This window comes from Hutsoniella sourekii ATCC 700629 (assembly GCF_000518205.1).
Taxonomy (GTDB): Bacteria; Bacillota; Bacilli; order Lactobacillales; family Aerococcaceae; genus Hutsoniella; species Hutsoniella sourekii.
Genome location: NZ_JADD01000016.1, coordinates 38,795 through 59,805 on the forward strand (window position 1 = coordinate 38,795; position 21,011 = coordinate 59,805).

A 21,011-nucleotide genomic window follows, 5' to 3' on the forward strand; every position below is an offset into this window, starting at 1 on the left:
TCCTAAATACTAGTTAACTATCATATACTTCTCCACTTTCATAAGACAAAAATTTCTTAGCCATTCCTCTATTTTTGAGTCCGCAGAGGGTCCGTTTCTTGCCTAAGGCTTGGCTGATTTCCAACCGATTAAAGGCAAAGGAGACCGGAATCTGCCAGTACTCACTTAAGTCTTGGTAACGTTTCTTGGTCTTATCACTGGCGTCACTGGCACAGACAATCAAGACCACTTGACCGGTTTTACTAGCTTTCTCAACAAGTTCATCCCCGGTTACCAAGTAGCCTGCCCGTTGGGCAAGGCCAAGTAGGTTTAATTGTTTTTGCTTAGGACTCATATGATTTCAGATCGGGCTTTCTGATAATCCAAGAAATCATACAATTCCTCATAAAAGTCATCGGAAATCTTTATTCCAAAGGCCTTATCGAAGGTCTTATCCTTCTTAGCCTTGATGGCCAAGTCAGGATCTAGGGCAATATAAGCACCTCGACCGTTCTTCTTGCCCGTTGGATCAATGAAGATTTCCCCTTCTTTAGTCTTAACAATCCGGATTAATTCCTTCTTCGGGTGCATCTCACCTGAGACTACACACTTGCGCATCGGAATCTTCCGTTGCTTCTTCTGGCTCACTGGTTCCGCCTCCTTAATTATCAGTAGGCTCCGTTGCGTCTTGGGCATCGAGGTCTAATAATTCCTCATCTTCCAATGCATCAACGTAAGCTGCCTCTTCTAATAATTCGTCATAATCTTGTTCGCCATCAATCTCAACTTCTGCCACCGCTTCTTCTGCAGCTTCAGGATCATAGTTTTGCTCGGCAATATCTTGGGCTTCAATCATAGCGTCGACTTCTAATTGTGAGGCGTTAGACTCTGCTTCTTCTAATAATTCTACTTCTTCCAAGTCCGCCTCGGTCAAGGCGCCGGCTTCTTGATCTTCTTCAAGGAGCTCAGCTTCTTGAGCGGCTTGATCAGCTTCTAATTCTTCAATCTCATCTTCTAATTCGCTAGCCAAAGCCTCTTGCTCAGCCACATAGTCTGCATAATCACTATCAGACTTGATATCAATCTTGTGACCGGTTAAACGAGCAGCTAGACGAGCATTTTGTCCCCGTTTACCAATAGCTAGCGATAATTGGAAGTCTGGAACAACAACAATCGCTGCATTCTCTTCTTCCTTGAAGACTACTTGGTCGACATCTGCTGGGTTCATCGCATTGGTAATGAAGACTTCTGGATCGTCACTGTATTCAATGATATCCATATTCTCACCATTTAATTCATGGACAATCGCTTGTACCCGTTGACCACCCGGGCCAACACAAGTTCCCACTGGGTCTACTTGACTGTCGCGACTACGAACGGCTACCTTAGACCGGTCGCCGGCTTCTCGAGCAATGCTCATCACTTCAATAATACCGTCATAGATTTCTGGCACTTCTTGTTCAAACAAGCGGCGCAAGAAGTCTGGATGCGCCCGGCTGACAATAATTTGAGGGCCACGTGTCGTCTTATCTACCTTAGCCACATAGACCTTGATCCGTTGATCCATGTCAAAGGTTTCATTAGGAATCTGCTCGCGCACAGGCATAACTGCTTCTACTCGGCCCAAGTTGACATAGACAAAACGATTGTCCACCCGCTCAACGGTACCGGTTAGAATCTCGTCTTCATATTCAATAAATTCGTTATAGATTAGATCGCGTTCCGCTTCACGAATGCGTTGCATCACGACATGCTTAGCCGTTTGAGTAGCAATACGGCCAAAGTCAGCCGGTGTCACTTCAAATTTGATCTTATCGCCAATTTCATAGGCGCGATTAATTTCACGGGCTTCTTCTAAGCTGATCTCTAAGGTTGAGTCGTAGTTGGTTTCAACGACTTCCTTGACAGAATAGACTTTGATGGAACCATTCTCAGTATCAAAGACCACTTCCACATTTTGCGCTTGGTCATAATTCCGCTTATAAGCTAGCTCTAAGGCTGTTTCTAAGGCATCTTTGATGACTTCTCGGGAAATTCCTTTTTCTTCTTCGAGAAGGTCCATAGCTTGGACAAGTTCGTTATTTTCACTGGTCATATTTTCCCATCCTTTAACTAGAATTTCACTGCTAATCTCGCAAAGGAGATGGCATCTTTATCAATTTCAAGGGTTTTCTTACGAGACTTAATTTGGACTTCCAAGAGATAATGATCCTCTTCAACGCCCAAGAGTGTGCCTTCATGGAAGGTCTCGCCATGTTGGTGATTATAATAGTCAAAATGAACATAAGAGCCAACAGCTGCCTCAATGGCTTCTGGTGTTGGGAGTGGACGTTCTGCTCCTGGAGAAGCCACTTCCAAGTAATATTCTTTAGGGAAGGGATCAGGTTCTAGATTGTCCAAGACCTCACTTAGATCTTCACTAATGGCGACGCAATCATTTAAGTCGATGCCACCGGCCTTATCAGCGTAGACCCGCAAGTACCAACTACCTTCTTCATGAACATACTCCATACTAACTAGCTGACAGTCATGGCTAGCCACAACTGGCTCAACCACTGGTTGAATCTTATCAATAAGTGTTGTCATTTTTCACCTCTTTATTGTAATAACCCCGTTATAATAATGAATAGGAGCGAACCACAAAGGTCCCCTCCTTCATCAACGTAATCACTTATTAGATTATAGCACAGACTTGCCCTAGCTTCAAGGACAAGATCAGGCTTAGGCTTCTTGGCGGTAATAGATTGGTTCAGGCATTGAGATCTTGTGACTTTCGAATAAATCATAGAGATTATTTTGCATGATCATCTGATTCTTACCAATCTCATCAAATCGACTAAAGTATTGGATATATATGCGGAAACCATTGCTGTCTAAGACGGCCCGGATGCTAGGCTTGATGTCATAATCTTGAGCCTCGATACTACGGTCGAACTTCTCCAACTCTTCTTCAGAATACGCTTGCTTGAATTGATCGTACTTCTCGTAAGCCAACTTGCCCGCTAACTTCATAGCCAATTCCCGGTCCGCATCAAAGCCAATCAAGATATACACTTCCTGCATCACAAAAGGCGTGCTCCGGGTATAGTTGAACAAGGCCTTGTCAAAGATAAAACGGTTGGGCATGGACACATACCGTCCAGTTGGGGTTAAGGAATCCACCAAGTGGCCCATCTCCGCCACATTAAACTGAAGAAAGTCCATGTCGACGACTTGGCCCACTACCCCATCAACTTGAATAATATCCTCCATCTCAAATGGATGACGAAAGGAAACATAAATATAAGCCACCACATCCACAATCATATCCTTCAAGGCAAGACCCGCTAAGGTAGCCAAAACCCCAAGAATAATCCCAATCGACTGCGTATGCGAAAACCACAAGTTAAAGGTGAAGGCCAAGGTCAAGACCATCAAGACCACCCGCTCCACTTGGAAGATCCGCCGAAGGATCTTATCCTTATCAATCAACTTGGGCAACACGTAATGAGACAACTTAGAAATTAAGATAGCAGCAACAATAATAATAACCGTCACCAGCACCTGCCTCAAGAAGACACTCGAGTCCTCCACACTGGAGACAACCATATCGGAAATCTGATTCATAAAAACCTCCTCTACACTTCATCTTAAAACTAGCATGAAATAAGATGGATTTCAAGTGGAAGCCAGGTGGGTTGGGGAGTTGAATGCAGATGTGGGGGTTTGGGAACTGTATTGAACTGGGGGTTACGATACGCTTGGTGGGGGAAAGCGTATTGAAGTTGAGGTTTTCGATACGGTTGGTGATGGGGAAACGTATTGAACTTGGGGTTTTTAACACGCTTGGTGATGGGGAAACGTATCGAACAGTGGGGGGTCAATACGCTTCGTGGTAAAAAAGCGTAGCGAACTTCAGATTGATGGCCTTTGCTTTTGCGATAAGCGCCGCTTCACTGGTGTTATTATACGCTTCAGGCAATTAAAGCGTATGATAATTAACTGTTATCATACACTTCCCGACGTCAAAACGTATAATATCTCCGCCTTATCATACAGTTGCTATCGTCAAAACGTATAATAACTGCCCCTTATCATACACTTACCAACGCCAAACCGTATAATAAACTGCACTTATTATACGCTTCCACCAGCATAACCGTACAATAAGAAGCCACCCCACGCCTCACCTCCCAGACTCACCAAAAATCCCACCGAAAGACATTTTTCGGTGGGAGAATGAAGGGTTGAGTTATTTAGATAAGATTAGATGTGTTTCTTGACGTGGTTTACAAATGATTCAGCGACAGTTCCTAAGAATTGACGTGTATCTTCATTTGTTAATTCACCAGCTTCATTGAAGTAATCAGCTGAGTTACCTAAGTATACCTCTGGTTGGTGCATCAATGGCATATCTAAGAATGATAAGGTTGGCTTCAATGATTGCGCAGCAACTGCACCAGCCATACCTGAAATAGAGTGGCTTAAGATCATAACTGGTTTACCACCCCATACACTTTCACCCCAAGGACGAGAAGCGACATCTAGAGCGTTCTTCAAAGCTGCTGAAGTTGAACGGTTGTATTCTGGTGTTGCTAAGATAATGGCATCTTGACGCTTAACTGCTTCACGGAAGTCGATATATTCTTGTGGATTATCTTGATCGTATTCTTCGTTATATAATGGAAGATTGCCGATTTCTAGGAATTCAACTTCAAAATCAGATGGTAATTCAGCGACCAAGGCCTTTGCCCATTTGCGTGCATAAGATTCTTTACGTAAACTACCAACTAATACGCCTACTTTTGTCATTAATAATCATCCTTTTCATGTTAAAATTTTTGGCTTATCTCTTAAGCTCTGTCTATATAATACTTCGAATCCGAAATAATTGCAAGTCCTATACTCAAAAAATTATTTGAATATTTAATGAAGTTTCTATTCATTCGACAGACCCCTTGTCAAATCAGCTCTAAATGATAAAACCGCTAGTTCCAATACGGCTGAAACTAACGGCTAAGCTTTTTATCTAAACATTGACTAACATATTTACAAAGGCTGGCAAGAGACCACCAGCCATAGGGCCAAGAACAGGAATCCATGCATATCCTCGGTCACTGTCTCTTCTATAGGTAAAAGGGAGGATATTTCAAGAGCCTTAATCATGGGCAGGATTGATAGCATAACCAGTCGGCCCTCCAAGAGAAACACCGATACTGACAATTAGCATGCTCACAACAGCTGTAGCATTACAAGCCACCATCTCTGAGTAACCAAAGGCCATAATGCCATAGGATAAGATGAAGATTTCGCCTATTTATGAAATCAAGTTATCTACTGGAGACTTAATAGCGGCTCCCGTTGCGAATGTGCCTAGAATCGCTGGTGGACCTTAGGTCGCTTCAAAGTGAGGAGGTAGGTCAACCACACCTGTAGAGCCTCCGGAAAAGCAACAGCCATCTTTATTCCTCCTAGCTTATTAATTTTTTAAGGCTTTTAAGTCATTTTCATCAATGATTGCTTGCAGACGGTCAGCTTGAACTTTGCGATCCTCTGCACTCCAACCATAAGCTTGCGCCATCCGGTCCAATATAGGTTCCACTAGGTGATTTACTTCTTCCCGTTTGAATAATAGATAATTGGTGCGCCGTAATAAATAATCAACAGGTGTTAAGGTCATTTCATATTCCATCGCATAAGCTAACATCAGATTCTCTTTGAGGCTGAGTCGTTGGTCGAGATCTATTTCCCCTACTAATCCGAAGACTTTAGCTGCATTTGATCCATATAATGAAGCAATCTCGTAAGCATCTTCATTGGATAGACCTTGATTAACTCCAACTTCGGCGTAAGATTTAAATTCACGTTCGATATTATTTGGGTTTAACTCACCGCCAGATACTGGATAAGTCCGTGAATTAACTGAACGGAAGTGGCGATTATGATCACGTCTTAGAGTCTCAATAATCTTTTCAAGAGCTCCGGCTGCCATCTTACGATAATCGGTAATCTTACCACCAGCCAGTGTGAAGAGGCCATTATCATCAATATCTAAACTTGAACCACGAGAAACCTCTGATGGGTTCAAATTCTGTTCAGAAAGGCTTCCTTCTAGTCCGGCTACAACTGATTCGACATCTGCACGCGTTTGTTCTTGATTTAAGTAACCTTGAACGGATTCAATGAGTTGATTGAAGCTATGGTCCGTTAATTTACCACTATCTCCCCCGTTATAATCGGAAGAAGAATTGCCAGCCAATAAGGGACGAAGACCCGCCCAAGAGGATTCAACATCATCCAAGGTTAAATCAGTGGTTGAGAAACGTCGATTAACAGCTTCTAGCAAATAATCCACATCTTCTTGGGTTACTGTCGGATGTTTAAGGTCCCCATGATAATCTGTATCGGTGGTACCAAAGTAAGTCTTATTCTCGCGCGGAATAACAAAGATCATCCGTCCATCCCCATGACCACTATCAAAGTAAACTGGATGCGATACGCTTAATTTATCCCCATCAACAACTAAATGGACACCTTTAGTTGGGCGCATTTGCCGAATTCTATCTGATCCTTCGCGGTCAAGATTACGCGTCTCATCTGACCAAGGACCGGTCGTATTAATCACTACTCGCGCTTTGATATCAAATTCTTGATTGGCTAATAAGTCTAGGGCTTTGACACCTCTTACTTTACCCTCTTCATTATAGAGATAACCGATCGCTTGAACGCAACTAGCAATAAGAGCGCCGTCTTGGTGCGCCCGCTTAATATTTTCAATAACTAGACGGATATCACTATTATTAAAATCAAGATAGCGACCGCCACCTTGCAGCCCTTCTTTTTTAAGACCAAGTTCTTCTGCCAATACTTCTTCTGGCGAGAGTAGCTTGTTAGCATAAGAAGACATCTGAATCCCAGCTAACAAATCATACAAATCCATAGCAACCTTTAATCGAAATAAGTTAAAGGTTGCTCCGGGCTCATCATAAATAGGTAATATCATCGGATCAGGCTTAGGGATATGCGGTGCAATTTGTTGAACCACTGCCCGTTCTTGTACCGTATCGGATACGACTTCCACATCAAAATGCTTCAAATAACGAATACCACCGTGGACTAACTTAGTAGAACGACTGGATGTCCCCTCTGCAAAGTCCTGCATTTCAATGAGGCCGGTATCCATTCCAGAAGCAGCTGCTTGAAGCGCAACTCCTGCACCCGTAATCCCTCCACCAATAATTAATAAGTCTAATTCTTGTTCCTGCATTTTTTTAATGGCATTTTGACGGCTTTCATATGAAAACTTCATGCTGATTCTCCTTCTCTGGTCTTAGCCTTAATCATCTTCCGCTTGAGCAAATACTTGAGTCGCCTTGACAGCTCGCTGCCAACCTTTATAAAGTTGTTCCTTGCAAGCATTATTTATAAAAAGATTAAATTCCTTACCAACTGCATCAAGGTCTTCAACTCATCCATATTCTCCCAAAAACCAACTGCTTGATTTGTTAGGAAGGTCGCTCCTAATACGATTGCTTCTAAGTGTTGGGCACGAGCAATTTCTATTCCTAGTATATCAGATTGAAACTGCATCAAGTAGTCATTCATCACTGCTCCACCATTAACTTTTAAGACATTGATCAGCATCTCCCTATTTAATTCCATGATATCGATAATATCTCGCGTCTGGTAAGCCAATGATTGAAGCTTCAAAAGCCTTTTCTTATAGTCAAACCTTATTGGAAGAAAAACAGATAATTCAAAGTATATCCCATATGGGTAAGTGTAACCACAATGAACCGATAGAGAACTTCTTTAGTGTGATGAAACCAGAGAGCTACTATGGAAAAGTTTATCGAAGTTATAAGGAGTTGGACAGAGCAATCATTGATTATAATTCATTACAATAACAAGTAACATATTAAGGAAAAGTTGAATCGGTAAAGTCCTGGTGAATATCGAGAAGTACAGGTTGCGTAATTACATCCCAAACAATTTAAAAAGAGACAAGCAACATATGCTTATCTCTTTGGTTCAACTATTCGAGGCCACGCTAGATGACCCGAGTTGAATTAATGTTTTTCGAAAGTTCCAAATACTTTAGCTTGACCAGCTTCTACCATGACTTGCCCCTTAGCAATTACCGTATCAATAGCAAGACTTTCCGGATCGAGCAGGAGAATATCGGCATCATAATCCGCTCTTAGGTGCCCTTTACCAGCTAGCTTCAAGATGCGTGCGACGTTTGAAGTAACTGCCGTTAAGGCAATTTCTAATGGAATGCCACCGTTTAGAACCGCATCTTGGATACCCACGATTAGAGCTTGGGCAGACGCGACACCAATTCTCAAGAAGTTACCTGCTTCATCAAAGCGCGGCAAACTTCCTTGACCATCAGAGGACATGGTGATCTGTTCATGAGAAATCCCACGGTCTAAGAGTTGCTGTAAGATGACTCTAAATGGAATCTCACCATCTCGTTCATAGGCTTGAACGGGATCTTCATTACCGGTGACATCGATCACCCCACCCATTTCGGCAAATTTAAGACCTTCATCCACTAATTCCTGACTACGTCCAATATGAGTTGGCAAGAAGTTAGTGATTGGGATATCCGTTTCTTCCAGGGCTTGGAAGATGAATTTCAAGCGGTCTGGACCAGGCCCCACGTGGATATTAACCACGCCAGATTTACCTGCAAGTAACCCTCCAACACGCGAATCTGCACAGGCATGCGCAAATTCTTCAAAGGTTGGCGCCCCATTACGATGGTCAGCAATAGCAATCTCACCTACACCGATACACTTATCGATTACCATAATATCCTTGATAATGGAATCAGTGACCGTTTCAACCGGCAGACGATAATTACCTACATACATATAAGTAGTGATACCTTCAATCTCTAAAGCATGGGCCTTAGATAATAGGGCCGCATCGTCGCGCCCCACACCGTCTGTTCCTAGTAACCCACAAGCAGTTGTAACACCCGCTAATGTTAGGTCTGTGAGTTGAACTTCAGGAGTGCGGTTCTGGAAGCCATTCTCACCTCCACCACCTAATAAGTGGAAATGACCATCAATGAAGCCCGGGGTCGCAATCTTGCCTTGCCCATCGATTTCATGCACGTCCACTCCGCTGATCGCTACTTCAATCGCTTCATCAATAGCTAGAATCTTGTTGTTAACCAATAAAATATCTTTAACACCCAATGGTTCTGGCGCATACACATTGACATTACGAATTACTGTTACTGACACGTTCATTCCTCCTTAACGATAACCAAATGCAATCGCTGCAAAAATGGCTAGAGACCCTAGTATAAATAAGAATATTTGCATTTTGCCTTGGAACTTGGCCCAATCCACCCAGTCCAGACGAGCGGCTGCCAAGCATCCAATCAAGCTTGCTGATACAGGCGTAAAGGCATCTACGAAACCTGACCCTAACTGGAAGGCTAGAACTGCTACTTGACGCGATACCCCAATAATATCAGCCAACGGTGCCATAATCGGCATAGTGAGGGCTGCCTGACCTGAGTTTGAGGTGATCACTAAGTTGAATAGGGATTGGAAGATATACATGGCCCAAGCACCCAAGAAGGTCGGAATCCCTTCAAGTAGGTTCCCCACTGAATAAAGAATCGTATTCAAGGCTGAGAAGGTTCCAGCATCTGATCCACCAAGAACCAAGAGAATCCCCTTAGCCATCCCAACTACTACCGCTGTTGGTGCTAGATCAGAGACTCCTTCCTTGAAGGCATAAGCTAGATCATTAACAGTTAAATCATTCAATCCAAAGGCCAAGGCAGTAATTCCAGAAGCTAGTCCCATGACAAAAAATTGAGAAGCTAATTCTGGAATCGAGTACCCAAGCTTCATTACCCCTAGAACAATCCAAACTAATCCAAGTAAGAGTTCCAGCAAAATAACTTTATGGCCTAATTTGAATTCAACATTATCCATATCCTTGCCCTCTAGTTCGTCTCTAAAGTAAGCATCAGAATGATAAGAAGCTGAAGATTCAGGATTGGCTTTAACGCGTTCGGCGTAGATCATGGTAAAGCCAGCAGCTAATAAAGTTATAATCACCCATAGTAAGATACGATAACCCGCACCTGATAAAGCAGGAAGTCCCGCAATCCCCTGAGCAATAGCAATACTAAAAGGACTCATCCAAGAAGTGGCATTACCAATCTGTGAGGCCGCAAACGTAACGGTCACAGCTGTAATCGAGTCATAACCCAAGGCCACGCAGAAGGGTGCAATAATTAAGACAAATGGAATCACCTGTTCAGAAGCGCCAAAGGTTGCCCCCGCAAATGAAAAACCAATAAAAATCATCGGTAGAGCCAGCTTCTTCAAATTGGTAGCTGATCCGACGAAGGCATAAATCCCCGCATCAATCGCTCCCGTCTTCATAATCATCCCAAAGGATCCACCCACAACGAGCAATAAGGCTACGATTCCAATTGCTGACCCGCCCCGGTCTCCAGTGACTAAGCCTTCAAACAAGTAGTTCAAGAAGCCAAAGCCGCCGGTTGCTTCTGTTCCCCAAATACGGGCCGTTTTATTTAAACGAACCGAAGTGTCATAAATATCGTCTCCATATAATTGATATAATTCCGATTCTTCAATCCCGACCTCTTCCAATTGGTCTAAAGTCAAATCCTGTCCTGAAGCTAGTATTGTCTCTAATCCCTCAGGATCAGCTTCCAATTCCAATAAAGCCTTATCGTCATTCGCTAAATCTTTCAAATGACTGGCTAATGCTGGTTGGTCAATAGGATGCATATACCGGAAGGACCCTGGCTCTAGAACCGTACGGGTGATCGTGTTATTGTTACCCGCATCATAAGTCATCTCATTAGTGGTATACTTACCCGCTGGTATGACAAAAGTCAGCAACCAAGATACAATCACGATGCCAAAGATAATAATATAAGTATCCGGCATCCTAAAACGCTTTTTCGCTTGTGTAGACATTGCTTACACCTCCAAATAAAATTGGATTCATTATAGCACAAATGGGGAGAAAGTTAAGAGAAAATGAGAAAAAAGTGGGACAATTAAGCTAACATTGACGATCAGTGAACCAATAGCTCTTAGATCAATTCTGCTACTCTCAACAGGGCGGTGAGATAAATAAATTCCCATTGGACGATAAAAATTTGTAAAAACAATTTATTGAAAAACTCATTCAAATTCATTTCATCACCAATTATCGGATTTTCCACCATTTAAATCGGTTTTTCCTTTTGTCTAACTCTTCCTATTTCGTTATGCTTGTATTATAAGATTCGCAAAGGTGTTTTTTTATAATTCGATAGCGTTTACTATATTCAATATTGATATGTAGAAACACCTGCCAATCTAAATATTAGTTAAGTTATCTTAACAATCTAAAAGTTAGAAGGTGTATTTTATGTTTAATTCGCTAATGGACTTTATTAGTCCGATCAATGACTTTCTCTATTATCCGGTATTAATTATTTTACTTATCGGGGTGGGGCTCTACTTTACTGTTCGTACTGGCTTTATCCAAGTCACTCAAATGAAGGAAGCAATTAAGGTCATTTCCGAAAAGCCTAAAGAAGAAGGATCCGTCTCTTCCTTCCAGGCCCTAATGGTCTCAACTGCTTCCCGGGTGGGGACAGGTAACATTGTGGGGGTCTCAACTGCGATCTGCTTAGGTGGCTACGGTGCCATCTTCTGGATGTGGGTCGTCGCGATCATTGGCGGAGCTTCCGCCTTTGTGGAGTCCACTCTTGCACAAATCTATAAGAAGCGTGGCAAATCTGGCGAATCCTACGGGGGACCGGCTTATTATATTGAACAGGCTTTAAATCAACGCTGGTTAGGAATTACTTTTGCTGTCTTCTTGATCTTAACTTATGCTGTTGGTTTCAATATGTTGGCCGCTTACAACCTGCAAGACAGTTTCCGGATTTATTCTTTTTATCACCCTACCCTTTCACCGATGATTATTGGTGGAATTCTAGCCCTTGTGACTGCTTATTGTATCCTAGGTGGTGGCAAGAGAATTATTAAGGTCACTTCCTTGATTGTTCCTTTTATGGGGGTGATTTATGTTCTAGTCGCCTTAATCATGGTTGCCTTGAACCTGGATTACCTACCGACCTTATTCAAGCTAATTATTGAAGATGCTTTTAATTTCCAGGCTATTTTCTCTGGGATTGCTGGTTCTAGTATGATGTACGGAATCAAGCGAGGACTTTATTCAAACGAAGCTGGTATTGGGTCCGCTCCGAATGCAGCAGCGGCAGCTGATGTATCGCACCCAGTCAAGCAAGGTTTGGTTCAAATGGTTTCAGTCTTTATTGATACCTTGATTATTTGTACAGCGACCGCCTTTATGAGTATTTCCTCTGGTATTGCTCCTACTGCTGAATTATCAGGTGCTCCTTTTGTTCAAGAATCCTTGGCGACCGTATTTGGACCGTTCGGTCCCATTTTTGTCACAACTGCCTTGGTTCTATTCGCCTTTACAACTTTAATCGGGAACTTATTCTATGTTGATAATAACCTTGCCTATATCTTCGGCGGAACACCAAGCCGTAGCTTTATGATTGGCTACCGGATCTTGGCTGCCCTAATCATATTCGTCGGAGCCTTGCAAGAAGCTAGCTTTGCTTGGTTAGCAGCTGATTTCTTGATGGCTTTGATGGCGCTAATTAATTTACCTACAATCATGCTCTTAGGCAAAACAGCCCTCAATACCTTAGATGACTACCGTCGTCAACGCCAAGCTGGCCAAGATCCAGTCTTCTACGCCAAAAACATTGGACTTGATGATAGTAAGTTGGATTATTGGAAATAAGACAAATTAAAATAGGGATAAACGTTAAACCCACCTTTCGATAAACTGACCCCCTAAAGTTGGATTTCTTAGTCCACTTTAGGGGGTCTGTCTATTCATTAAGTTCAGGATTTATTATTTTCCTATGACTCTTATTTCAATCTAATGACTAACTTTTTCTTTCAAAAGATCAAAATCATCTTGACTGGTTGCGATACCCACAAAGAAATCAGGTGCTTCTTGAGTCGAGCAATTCAGATCTATATCGTTTAGCCTTAAGAAGGTTGTCAAGGCTAACCAAGCAGTCCGCTTGTTTCCATTATGGGAAGGGTGCCTTTTTATAATATTCATCGCTAATATTGCTGCTTTGTTGTAAACACTTGGATATAGTTATACCACAAATATTTCTTGCTTGGGTTGTTCAACAGCCATTAATAAAGCAGGTTTGTCCTTAACACCATTTATCTCTTGCGGCGAATATTTTTCAATGAGTCTTTGGTTGATCAGCTTTAGAGTTTCAACATCTAAATAAGTCATAGATCTACCAGTTTCTTAAATATCTCATCATCCTCATTCAAAATATCTTCTATAACCTTAGAAACTCGACTCTTATATTCTTCAGAGCTATCTTCCAAGACCCCTATCCCCTCCTTAATCGGAGTGGCCGTATGGGTATTTAATTGGAAGGGGATCCCCTTTTCGCGGACAACAGCAGCCAGAAAGACATTGACGCCTGTAGACATATTCATACCTAAGTCTTCAAAGATTGCCTGAGCTTTTTCTTTTATTTCCTTATCGACACGTACGTTAATATTAGTTGATGACGTAGCCTTCCCTCCGTATAAAATTATCCATTACTCATCCATTGTCTGTCTTGTGTAAAGGATAAGCAAGCTGAGTCATCAGCCATTTAGCTATTATTTTGCGTTTATTTTTGCTTGATTTATAATAAGACTACGATTATGAAGAAAGGAGTTCTCCCATGGCCTCAACCCCGCTTGATTTATTATTTACTCTCAATGCTTCTTACATCCAACCCCTACAAGTTGCCCTGTATTCCATTCGAGTCAACCACCCCCAGCAAGCGATTCGCATTTGGTTGGTTCACGAATCCCTGAGTCCAGAGGAAATCCGGTCTCTAGAAGAGGTCTGTCAGTTGCTGGATTTTAGCTTCCACCCGATTCAAGTGGATGGTAGTCGTTGGCAATCGGCTAAGACAGCTAAGCGCTACCCTAAGGAAATGTATTTTCGCTTGTTGGCCGGTGAGATCCTACCAACGACATTGGACCGAGTCCTCTATCTGGATCCAGATATCTTGGTTATTAATTCACTGCTAGATCTCTGGCAATTAGACTTGAAAGACCATGTCTTCGCGGCTGCTTCTCATACGGGCTTGACCGATGCGAGTACTCGGATCAATCAATTGAGATTGGATATGGACCATGCTTATTTTAATTCAGGTGTGCTCTTAATTAATTTAACCCAAGCTCGCCTCAAGATTCATTGGGCAGATATTCAAGACACATTGGATAAGTATAATAACTTCTTATTGCTACCTGACCAAGATGTTCTCAACTACTTATATGGTAAGTACACCCTAGAGATCCCTGAAGAGATTTGGAATTATGATGCCCGCAAGTACTTACGCTATCTAGCTCGAAGTATGAATCGACATGATATCCACTGGGTTCTAGACCATACCTCTGTGCTGCACTTCTGTGGCCAACCCAAACCCTGGCAAGAAGAACACGATAACCGCTTTACCGGCCTCTACCTGGATTATCAGAAGCGAATAGACCAATTACTGAAGAATAACACGAAAAAACAATTCAATTAGATGCTTAAAGACCAAATGTGTCCGCAACAGTCGCTCAGGGCACATTTGGTCTCTTTTACTATTATTTTTACGTTCAAAGCCATTCAAACCAAGACTTCAATTGTATTCGTCAAAATACAAATAATCAATTTGTCTTACAGTCTAGTTTATTTGCTTGACTGCTCACTTTTTGGGACCACTGGTAATCCTTGCTTGCGGGCTCTTTTCTCCATGAAGTTAGTGACAATCGGCGTAAAGATCGATGTTACAATCACGGATGCAGCTACGATTGCAGTAGCTGAATCAGCAACTTCTGTGAATTCAGAACTGACCTGGCCAATAATAAAGGGAACTGATACAGCGGCTCCGGCAGTAGAAGCGGCTGCCCAACCAGCCACGCCATCTGACTTCAAAACATAACGGTCAAGCCCGGCCATGAAGCCACCTGATACAAGAATCACTAGGAAGCCAACAATAATACCGGCAAATCCTGCTGAGAAGATCTGGTTGAAGTTTAAAGTATAACCTAATGCAAAGGCGAAGAATGGAATCAATATACCTACACCAGGGGCAAACATTTCTCTCATCTCATCGTCCAAGGCACCAGCAATCAGTCCAAGGACAAAGGGAACTAATGTTGATATGAGCGAAGGTAGAGGGAAGGTTGCCACACCAGCTAATCCTAGAATTAACATGGTAAAGAATGGACCTGATTGAATGGAGATAAAGGGAAAGGCTGCCATATCTTCTTCTCGCTTATAGGGTTCCAAGACAGCTATATAAAGCCCGCCATTTGTCTGGCTAAAGGCAGTAACAATCGCTAAAGTTGATACCCCAGCAAAAATACCGCTTTGAATGCCCTCAGGTGGCAAGATTCGTCCTAAGACTACCCCTAGGATGGTCGCCAGTAACAATTTCCCTCCGGAAATCAAGATCCCCTTCTTGGTGACATAACCTGAAGAGGACTTCAAGTTAACAGATGTCCCAACACAGAAGAAGAAGGCAAATAGAATGGCAGACGCACCGTTTAAATAAGCGCCAGTTACTCCTCCAAAGAACTCAGGTAGATCAGGAAAGAGTGTGTTCAAGGTTGTCCCTAAAATCAAGGGAACAACAACCATACCTCCGGGTACTTTTTGAATCGATTGTTTGATTTTCATGAGAACGATCCTTTCTAATCAATAATCTTCTTGTTTAATATCTTTGTGTATTTTCTTGGAAGTCCTTCAATTCTTCGCGGTTTGGCATTCCATCATTGTCCCCTTCAAAGGTCACTTGACGAGCGCCACAGGCGTTTCCTCTTAGAATCGCTTCTTCAATTGATAGGTCGTCCAATAATCCTGAAGCAAAACCAACTGCAAAGGCATCTCCGGCCCCTACGGTATCAATTGGTTTAACTTGATAGCCGGACACGTGACCGGACTGACCATCCGCTGTCTTGTAGAAGGCACCGTCTGCTCCAGTCTTAACGACAACAATCTCCTTGACACCTAGATCTAGATAATAATCACAAATTTCTTCTGGATCAGTTGATCCCATCAACATTTCAGCTTCGTTGATACCTGGTAAGAAATAGTTAGCATATTTAGCTAGATTGTGAACGTTCTCAATCATTTCTTCCTTGCTATTCCATAATTGAGGTCTCAAATTTGGGTCAAATGAGATCGGAATTCCTGCCTCAGAGACGGCCTTGGCTGCTTCATAGGTAAAGGCTAAGGTATTCTCATTAAGAGCAGCAAAGATAGTTGTCATGTGCATTAGCTTGGCTTGCAAGAAGTAATCTTTATCAAAGTCTTCCACAGACATAGTTGAAGCCGCAGATCCTCTTCTGAAATATTCAATTTCTGGGTCTCCATCCGGGTTCAATTCCTTCATATACATACCAGTGAATTGTTGATCAGTGAATTGGATACCATCCGTTTCAATGCCTTCGGCCTTCATGGCTTCGATAATAAATTTACCAAAAGTGTCTTCTCCTAATTTGGTTACTTGACTTGGTTTAAAGCCCAAGCGAGCAAATCCAGTCGCAACGTTAGTCTCGGCTCCTGCTAGAGCTCTAGAGAAATTATTGACCTGCCATAGTGGCCCTTCCTCATTAGCATAAAATAAATACAAAGGTTCTCCAAAAGTAATTACATCTAAAGTCATTATTGTTTCCTCCTATTTTGATAATTTGTTGACAATTTCAGTGAGTGCAGCTAAATTACTGTCCGCTTGTTCAGGGGCATTTAGAACATCCTTTTCAGACAGGATAAAGGACCCGCCTACTGCTACCACCTTGTCATTGGACAAGTATTCTTCTAAGTTAGCTTGGTTAACACCTCCGGTTGGCAGGAATTCCATGTCAAAGAAGGGACCGCTTAAGGCTTTAATTGCCTGGACCCCACCGTAAACATCCGCTGGAAAGAATTTCACCAAGTTTAGGCCATATTCACTGGCTGCTTGAATCTCACTTGGTGTGACCGTTCCTGGATAAACTGGAATTCCTTCGGAACAACAATACTCAACTACACTCGTAACCAGGGCCGGGCAGACGATAAATTGAGCGCCATGGTCTACTGCCTCCTTGGCCTGATCCAAACTTCTAACTGTACCAGCACCAACGACTAATCGGTCTGAGCTCGCTAATTGCTTGATCGCTTTACTAGCTAAGTCACTCCGGTAAGTCACTTCAATCATGGGAAGGTCATGCTGGATCAGAAGGTCTTCTACCTGATCCAGCACGGCTAGTTCGGTGGCTGTATAGAGGGGTAAAAGTTTCTTGTCATGCAGTTGTTGTCGCAATGCTTCATTACTGATCATATTTATCTCCTTTATCTTGTTATGGGAATTAAAAACTTTAGGTTTATCGGTTAACCTAATACGAAAAAATTATAAGGACTCTCCTATTACCAACTTCGCCTTCACTTCTTCAATCCTTCGACTGGGTTGGCCTTCTAATTGATTAAAGGTTAATTGGATAATACGCTTACCTAAGGCATGGGGATCTTGCTGGACCGCTGTTAACTTGGGGTTAACAATATCACCGATGTGCCAGTCATCATAACCACAGACCCCACAATCTCCTGGATAAGAACGTTCACACTGGTTGATCACCCGAAGTAGCTGCTGTAAGACATTCCCGTTGGCAGCAAAGAAAGCCGTCTTAATCTGCCAGTCCAAATGATCTATCACTTGATGGATTTGATCTAAAGGATTCGTTAATTCATGCAAGTCAAAGTCCACCTGGCTCCCAGCCAGGGTAGCCTTCATAGCTGTATAACGTTCAAAACGGGGACTAACTTCTTCAACTGGTTCCGAGAAGTGAATCACGCGTTGATAACCCTTAGAAATAATCAATCCTGCTAGCTCCTCGGTTCGGGTCAAGTTATCGGATTGAACCACGGACCAAGAACTTTGCTTCAAGGACCGGTCAAGTAAGGTAATCGGAAACGACCGGTTGGTTAAGAGATCATAATCACTTAAGTTTGAAGAGACCGGCTGTAGGATTAATGCTTCAATATTATGATTCAAGAGTCGCTGGATGGCCCTTCTTTCTTCCTTAAGAGAGTTGTTACTGTTCAAGATAATTAATTGGTAGTCAGTATCCTGCACCTGCTCAAACATGGCTTCCAGAATATAAGCCGTATAGAGGTTTCCAATATCAGCAACAATCACACCTATTAGATAGGACCGATCGGACTTCAAAGACTGAGCCTGTCGGTTTGGATGATAATCCAACTCCTCAATCACTTCTTGGATCCGCTTCTTGGTCTCCAGACTCATCTTCTTATAGTTACCGTTGATGTAACGGGATATAGTCGTCTTAGACACTCCTACCCGCTCAGCCACATCATTAATCGTGACCTTATTGTTTGGCATCGCCTCACCCCTTTCTCTAACTAAGTCTATTGTAACCGATTGCATAAAATAGGTCAACCGGTTAACCTAAGGGAAAGTGGTTAACCTGAAGAATAAATAACCATACAAAAATAATCTCTAAAAATCTTTATCAAGTTATTAAAATGCTTGTTTCATAAAATCTTCAATTCAATGAACAATTATGTTAGCCTTATTGTAGTGATATTTATTGATTAAGGGGAAGCAAATGAACGAATTAATTATTGAACATAAATCTTTTACCCATGAGGATCTAACTCAGATTGACCAAGTCTTTTTGAATAACTATCCGATTGTTTATATGCTCTATAATCCATCAAAATCCGGTCAAAATAAAAGAAAAACTGCTTATATTGGTCAAACCGTCAATGTCAATCAAAGAATGAAAAATCATCTGGAATCAGGAAAAAGAAAAAATTTAACCGATACCCTATTAATCGGTCATGAAAAATTTAATCAATCTGCCACTTATAACATCGAGACTAATTTAATCAACTACTTAATTGCGGATGAAGAATACAAACTCCAAAACGTTAGTCAAACGCGTCAAAAATATATGCATGGTTACTATAAGAAAGCTTTATATGACCAGGAAATATTTAGTCAAATTTGGCAGGTTCTTCTGGACAACCAGTTGGTTAAGCACTCCCTATCAGAAATCGAGAACAAGGATATATTCAAGATATCTCCTTATAAGGCCCTCTCCTCGGAACAATTAGCGCTAAAAGAAGAGATTATTGACTATTGTACTCATAACATTGATAAAAATAATCAGCATATCTTTATTATTGAAGGAGAAGCTGGAACGGGTAAAAGTGTTCTCTTATCATCCTTGTTCAACACTATACAAGATTTCAGCAAGGATGCTAGTTCTCCCCTTTACAAAACAGATAACTACCTCTTAGTTAATCACACAGAAATGCAGAAAACCTACCACAGCATTGCTGAAGCCTTACCTAACTTAACTAAAAGCCGTTTTGAAAAGCCGACTAGTTTTATCAATAAATATACTGGTAGACAAGCCGATATTGTTCTCGTAGATGAAGGCCATTTATTACTTTCTACTCAGGATAAATTCAATAATTTCTCTTATGACAATCAGTTAGAAGAAATTATCAAGCGAGCAAAAGTAACGATTTTTATTTATGACAGCAAACAATTTTTGAAATTCAAAAGTTTCTGGGATGATGATCAACTCACAAGAATTGTGAGCAATTACGACACAGAAAGAAAACAATTGACACGCCAATTTCGAATGCAGGCGCCTATTGAAGTTGAAGAGTGGATAGATAACTTTGTTAGAAAGCAAGTAACTCCCTTACCGAAAAATGCTAAATCGAAATCCTTTGAGTTAAAAATCATGGCTAGCCCTGATGAACTTAAAGACTATATTCGGGAAGCGAACAATATAGCTGGCCTTGCTCGTATAGTCTCTACCTTTGACTACTTACATAAGAAGGATGGAGGTATCTACTACGTCGATCCGGAAGGATTAAATTTACCATGGAACACCACGGGAAGCCCTAAGACATGGGCTGAGCGTCCAGAAACAATTCATGAAGTTGGTTCAATCTATACCGTCCAAGGATTCGATTTAAACTATGTTGGATTAGTGTTAGGGCCTTCAATTGATTTTGATGATGAGCGTAATGAATTAATTATTGACACCTCTCTCTATAAGGATACCGGTGCTTTTACTAGAACGAATCGTTTCAATGACCAAGAAACAATTGAACATACGAAAGAGCAAATCATCTTAAATTCCATAAATGTCTTGATGAAACGGGGCGTTCATGGTCTAGCTCTATATGCTGTTAATCCAAAACTCCGGCAGAAACTCTTAAGCTTACAGGAAAGGAATATATAATATGAATCTTATGGAAAAAGTTGACCAATTCCGAGATGAACGAGACTGGCGCCAATTTCATAACGAAAAGGACCTAGCCCTTTCTATCTCACTAGAAGCAGCCGAATTATTAGAAATCTTTCAATGGAAGACTTCACAGGAAGCCATTGATTCAGACCTAGATCATTTAAAAGAAGAATTAGCCGATGTAATGATCTACTCACTTATGTTAGCTTCTAACTTGAATTTAGATCTCGAAGAAATTGTAATCGATAAATTAGCCAAAAACGCTGAAAAATACCCGGTTGATAAAGCTAAGGGGAATAAGAAAAAATATGATCATCTGAATTAGAGGGAGATCCTATTGAAGTATTTAACTTCATTCTATTTGATAGATTGTAAAATTAATTGCGACAAATAATAAAAACCCATAACAGGTTCGTGTAAAATGTAAGTTACCACACCAACATGAACACGGAGGCCTGTTATGAGCTACAAACATCTTACCATAGAAGAACGATTAAAAATAGAAGTCCTGCATAAAGAAGGCTATAAAGTTAGCCGAATAGCTGATATTATTGGCTGCCATCGCTCAACGATTTATCGAGAGCTGAATCGTTGTCACTCAGAAGCCTATCAAGCTAGATCAGCGCAAAAACATGCGAATAAAAAGAAGGCTTCAAAAGGTCGTCGTCC

Annotated in this window: 22 protein-coding genes and 1 pseudogene; 6 read left to right on the top strand and 17 right to left on the bottom strand. The window is 41.6% G+C overall.

The window, feature by feature from the left end; all coding sequences use genetic code 11:
* Nucleotides 1-13: 13 nt before the first annotated feature.
* The 8 genes from T408_RS0104705 to T408_RS0104750 form a co-directional block, all read right to left on the bottom strand.
* Nucleotides 14-334: a L7Ae/L30e/S12e/Gadd45 family ribosomal protein gene (locus tag T408_RS0104705; protein ID WP_028118927.1), complete on the bottom strand. Its 321-nt coding sequence runs from the start codon at nt 332-334 to the stop codon at nt 14-16.
* The gene (rnpM, locus tag T408_RS0104710) at nt 331-597 is read right to left on the bottom strand and encodes an RNase P modulator RnpM (RefSeq protein WP_035420135.1); all 267 of its coding nucleotides are present in this window, start codon (nt 595-597) and stop codon (nt 331-333) included. Before rnpM ends, T408_RS0104705 begins: the two co-directional genes overlap by 4 nt.
* Before the next feature lie 43 nt (nt 598-640).
* Complete coding sequence (gene nusA / locus T408_RS0104715; RefSeq protein WP_028118929.1) at nt 641-2,074, bottom strand: transcription termination factor NusA; 1,434 nt, start codon at nt 2,072-2,074, stop codon at nt 641-643.
* 17 nt (nt 2,075-2,091) lie between these two features.
* On the bottom strand, nt 2,092-2,565 hold the full coding sequence (gene rimP / locus T408_RS0104720) for a ribosome maturation factor RimP (protein ID WP_028118930.1): 474 nt from the start codon (nt 2,563-2,565) through the stop codon (nt 2,092-2,094).
* A gap of 135 nt (nt 2,566-2,700) precedes the next feature.
* A complete protein-coding gene (locus T408_RS0104725; protein ID WP_028118931.1) occupies nt 2,701-3,585 on the bottom strand; it encodes a mechanosensitive ion channel family protein in 885 nt (294 codons plus the stop codon).
* A 639-nt stretch (nt 3,586-4,224) separates the two neighbouring features.
* Complete coding sequence (locus T408_RS0104735) at nt 4,225-4,770, bottom strand: NADPH-dependent FMN reductase (protein WP_028118933.1); 546 nt, start codon at nt 4,768-4,770, stop codon at nt 4,225-4,227.
* Between the two features lie 667 nt (nt 4,771-5,437).
* Complete coding sequence (glpO, locus tag T408_RS0104745; RefSeq protein ID WP_028118934.1) at nt 5,438-7,267, bottom strand: type 1 glycerol-3-phosphate oxidase; 1,830 nt, start codon at nt 7,265-7,267, stop codon at nt 5,438-5,440.
* A gap of 113 nt (nt 7,268-7,380) precedes the next feature.
* Entirely contained in the window at nt 7,381-7,668 is a 288-nt protein-coding gene (locus T408_RS0104750) for an FGGY-family carbohydrate kinase (protein ID WP_028118935.1), read from the bottom strand.
* A 62-nt stretch (nt 7,669-7,730) separates the two neighbouring features.
* On the opposite strand from T408_RS0104750, the gene T408_RS12380 reads away from it, so the two are divergent.
* Nucleotides 7,731-7,865 (top strand): IS3 family transposase, encoded by a 135-nt coding sequence (locus T408_RS12380; RefSeq protein WP_407635818.1) that lies wholly within the window; start codon nt 7,731-7,733, stop codon nt 7,863-7,865.
* A gap of 162 nt (nt 7,866-8,027) precedes the next feature.
* Here T408_RS12380 and iadA read toward each other — a convergent pair whose 3' ends face one another.
* Nucleotides 8,028-9,215 (bottom strand): beta-aspartyl-peptidase, encoded by a 1,188-nt coding sequence (gene iadA, locus T408_RS0104760; protein ID WP_235731620.1) that lies wholly within the window; start codon nt 9,213-9,215, stop codon nt 8,028-8,030.
* Nucleotides 9,216-9,227: 12 nt separating this feature from the next.
* Nucleotides 9,228-10,940 (bottom strand): putative basic amino acid antiporter YfcC, encoded by a 1,713-nt coding sequence (gene yfcC / locus T408_RS0104765; RefSeq protein WP_028118938.1) that lies wholly within the window; start codon nt 10,938-10,940, stop codon nt 9,228-9,230.
* A 439-nt stretch (nt 10,941-11,379) separates the two neighbouring features.
* Here yfcC and T408_RS0104775 point away from each other — a divergent pair, with 439 nt between their 5' ends.
* Nucleotides 11,380-12,795, top strand: a complete 1,416-nt coding sequence (locus T408_RS0104775; protein ID WP_028118939.1) for an alanine/glycine:cation symporter family protein — start codon at nt 11,380-11,382, stop codon at nt 12,793-12,795.
* 141 nt (nt 12,796-12,936) lie between these two features.
* Here the strand turns inward: T408_RS0104775 and T408_RS12405 are convergent.
* From T408_RS12405 to T408_RS0104785, 3 genes and pseudogenes are all read right to left on the bottom strand, one after another.
* Nucleotides 12,937-13,149 (bottom strand): annotated as a pseudogene (locus tag T408_RS12405) (type II toxin-antitoxin system death-on-curing family toxin); the annotation flags it as partial.
* 15 nt (nt 13,150-13,164) lie between these two features.
* Entirely contained in the window at nt 13,165-13,311 is a 147-nt protein-coding gene (locus T408_RS12410; RefSeq protein ID WP_455331386.1) for a hypothetical protein, read from the bottom strand.
* A complete protein-coding gene (locus tag T408_RS0104785; protein WP_211230828.1) occupies nt 13,308-13,625 on the bottom strand; it encodes a type II toxin-antitoxin system RelB/DinJ family antitoxin in 318 nt (105 codons plus the stop codon). The genes T408_RS12410 and T408_RS0104785 overlap by 4 nt, the downstream gene beginning before the upstream one ends.
* Nucleotides 13,626-13,756: 131 nt before the next feature.
* Between T408_RS0104785 and T408_RS0104790 the strand changes: the two genes are divergently transcribed.
* A complete protein-coding gene (locus T408_RS0104790) occupies nt 13,757-14,611 on the top strand; it encodes a glycosyltransferase family 8 protein (RefSeq protein WP_028118941.1) in 855 nt (284 codons plus the stop codon).
* Nucleotides 14,612-14,757: 146 nt separating this feature from the next.
* On the opposite strand, the gene T408_RS10905 is transcribed toward T408_RS0104790, so the two are convergent.
* From T408_RS10905 to T408_RS10910, 4 genes are all read right to left on the bottom strand, one after another.
* A complete protein-coding gene (locus T408_RS10905; protein WP_035420122.1) occupies nt 14,758-15,750 on the bottom strand; it encodes a 2-keto-3-deoxygluconate permease in 993 nt (330 codons plus the stop codon).
* A gap of 34 nt (nt 15,751-15,784) precedes the next feature.
* Nucleotides 15,785-16,738 carry a sugar kinase gene (locus tag T408_RS0104800; RefSeq protein ID WP_028118942.1) on the bottom strand — a complete coding sequence of 318 codons (954 nt, stop codon included), beginning with the start codon at nt 16,736-16,738 and terminating at the stop codon, nt 15,785-15,787.
* A 12-nt stretch (nt 16,739-16,750) separates the two neighbouring features.
* Nucleotides 16,751-17,392, bottom strand: coding sequence for a bifunctional 4-hydroxy-2-oxoglutarate aldolase/2-dehydro-3-deoxy-phosphogluconate aldolase (locus T408_RS0104805; protein WP_028118943.1), 642 nt, complete (start codon nt 17,390-17,392; stop codon nt 16,751-16,753).
* Nucleotides 17,393-17,461: 69 nt separating this feature from the next.
* Entirely contained in the window at nt 17,462-18,451 is a 990-nt protein-coding gene (locus T408_RS10910) for a LacI family DNA-binding transcriptional regulator (protein ID WP_051444795.1), read from the bottom strand.
* Between the two features lie 226 nt (nt 18,452-18,677).
* Here T408_RS10910 and T408_RS0104815 point away from each other — a divergent pair, with 226 nt between their 5' ends.
* The 3 genes from T408_RS0104815 to T408_RS0104825 all read left to right on the top strand — a co-directional run.
* On the top strand, nt 18,678-20,336 hold the full coding sequence (locus T408_RS0104815; protein WP_028118944.1) for a DUF2075 domain-containing protein: 1,659 nt from the start codon (nt 18,678-18,680) through the stop codon (nt 20,334-20,336).
* Between the two features lies 1 nt (nt 20,337).
* Entirely contained in the window at nt 20,338-20,667 is a 330-nt protein-coding gene (locus T408_RS0104820; protein ID WP_028118945.1) for a nucleotide pyrophosphohydrolase, read from the top strand.
* A 135-nt stretch (nt 20,668-20,802) separates the two neighbouring features.
* A partial coding sequence (locus T408_RS0104825) for a helix-turn-helix domain-containing protein (RefSeq protein WP_028118946.1) occupies nt 20,803-21,011 on the top strand: 209 nt, incomplete at its 3' end.

What these genes read in the sequence shown, in the direction of transcription:
- T408_RS0104705 (WP_028118927.1), bottom strand. Translation starts at nt 334, where the DNA reads ATGAGTCCTAAGCAAAAACAATTAAACCTACTTGGCCTTGCCCAACGG.
- rnpM (WP_035420135.1), bottom strand. Translation starts at nt 597, where the DNA reads ATGCGCAAGTGTGTAGTCTCAGGTGAGATGCACCCGAAGAAGGAATTA.
- nusA (WP_028118929.1), bottom strand. Translation starts at nt 2,074, where the DNA reads ATGACCAGTGAAAATAACGAACTTGTCCAAGCTATGGACCTTCTCGAA.
- rimP (WP_028118930.1), bottom strand. Translation starts at nt 2,565, where the DNA reads ATGACAACACTTATTGATAAGATTCAACCAGTGGTTGAGCCAGTTGTG.
- T408_RS0104725 (WP_028118931.1), bottom strand. Translation starts at nt 3,585, where the DNA reads ATGAATCAGATTTCCGATATGGTTGTCTCCAGTGTGGAGGACTCGAGT.
- T408_RS0104735 (WP_028118933.1), bottom strand. Translation starts at nt 4,770, where the DNA reads ATGACAAAAGTAGGCGTATTAGTTGGTAGTTTACGTAAAGAATCTTAT.
- glpO (WP_028118934.1), bottom strand. Translation starts at nt 7,267, where the DNA reads ATGAAGTTTTCATATGAAAGCCGTCAAAATGCCATTAAAAAAATGCAG.
- T408_RS12380 (WP_407635818.1), top strand. Translation starts at nt 7,731, where the DNA reads ATGGGTAAGTGTAACCACAATGAACCGATAGAGAACTTCTTTAGTGTG.
- yfcC (WP_028118938.1), bottom strand. Translation starts at nt 10,940, where the DNA reads ATGTCTACACAAGCGAAAAAGCGTTTTAGGATGCCGGATACTTATATT.
- T408_RS0104775 (WP_028118939.1), top strand. Translation starts at nt 11,380, where the DNA reads ATGTTTAATTCGCTAATGGACTTTATTAGTCCGATCAATGACTTTCTC.
- T408_RS12410 (WP_455331386.1), bottom strand. Translation starts at nt 13,311, where the DNA reads ATGACTTATTTAGATGTTGAAACTCTAAAGCTGATCAACCAAAGACTC.
- T408_RS0104790 (WP_028118941.1), top strand. Translation starts at nt 13,757, where the DNA reads ATGGCCTCAACCCCGCTTGATTTATTATTTACTCTCAATGCTTCTTAC.
- T408_RS10905 (WP_035420122.1), bottom strand. Translation starts at nt 15,750, where the DNA reads ATGAAAATCAAACAATCGATTCAAAAAGTACCCGGAGGTATGGTTGTT.
- T408_RS0104800 (WP_028118942.1), bottom strand. Translation starts at nt 16,738, where the DNA reads ATGACTTTAGATGTAATTACTTTTGGAGAACCTTTGTATTTATTTTAT.
- T408_RS0104805 (WP_028118943.1), bottom strand. Translation starts at nt 17,392, where the DNA reads ATGATCAGTAATGAAGCATTGCGACAACAACTGCATGACAAGAAACTT.
- T408_RS10910 (WP_051444795.1), bottom strand. Translation starts at nt 18,451, where the DNA reads ATGCCAAACAATAAGGTCACGATTAATGATGTGGCTGAGCGGGTAGGA.
- T408_RS0104815 (WP_028118944.1), top strand. Translation starts at nt 18,678, where the DNA reads ATGAACGAATTAATTATTGAACATAAATCTTTTACCCATGAGGATCTA.
- T408_RS0104820 (WP_028118945.1), top strand. Translation starts at nt 20,338, where the DNA reads ATGAATCTTATGGAAAAAGTTGACCAATTCCGAGATGAACGAGACTGG.